The 672-nt window shown below is 42.6% G+C and carries 1 protein-coding gene and 1 pseudogene; both read right to left on the bottom strand.

What is annotated here, in order from left to right; genetic code table 11:
• Positions 1–238 (bottom strand): annotated as a pseudogene (locus tag A3762_RS05395) (hypothetical protein); the annotation flags it as partial.
• On the bottom strand, positions 238–672 hold a 435-nt coding region (locus tag A3762_RS05390), incomplete at its 5' end, for a lytic transglycosylase domain-containing protein (RefSeq protein WP_197469048.1). The gene A3762_RS05390 and the pseudogene A3762_RS05395, both read right to left, overlap by 1 nt.

Raw genomic sequence — 672 nt, 5'->3', positions numbered from 1 at the left:
ACGAAACATCATTCGCCATAACCTCATAACGTTTACCGAGAACGGTATAATTTTTTTGATTTCCTTGGCGACTAAGCGGCTCCCATTTGGGCTGAACCAACCGTACCCTGGATACATCGAACTCCCCTTGAGGCTCTACATCCTGATCAATTTTATATTGACGCTCTGGCTTTGTTGTACACGCAGCCGCTAACACTAAGAATAATACGATAGAACCAAGACGGAGGAACTCTCGCATTAAAACGACTCAGCTAATTGAAATACAGCCATTGCATATAAATGGCTATGGTTGTAGCGCGTAATCACATAAAAATTGTGGAAGGTAAGCCATGTCTCGTCACCACCAACAGCAACTAAATCGAGCAGTTTAATCGCTTCTTCGTTTGAGATGTCCGAATCGGCCGAATAACCAGCATCACGTAAGTCTTTCATGACATATTTCGGTTTAAGCTTGTCATGTAACAGACCCTCATAATCAACACCATTTAACGACACCTGTTTAGCGACAGGTTGATCCGATTTCCATTTATGGCGTTTAAAATAATTGGCAACACTACCAATGGCATCAATCGGGTTATTTAAAATATCCACGACACCATCGCCATCAAAATCAACAGCATAATGGCGATAGCTACTGGAAATGAATTGACCATACCCCATGGCACCCGCGTA

It is taken from the genome of Oleiphilus sp. HI0125, assembly GCF_001635355.1.
The sequence above is the reverse complement of the archived record's forward strand: the minus strand, read 5'-3'. Positions and strand labels throughout refer to the sequence as shown.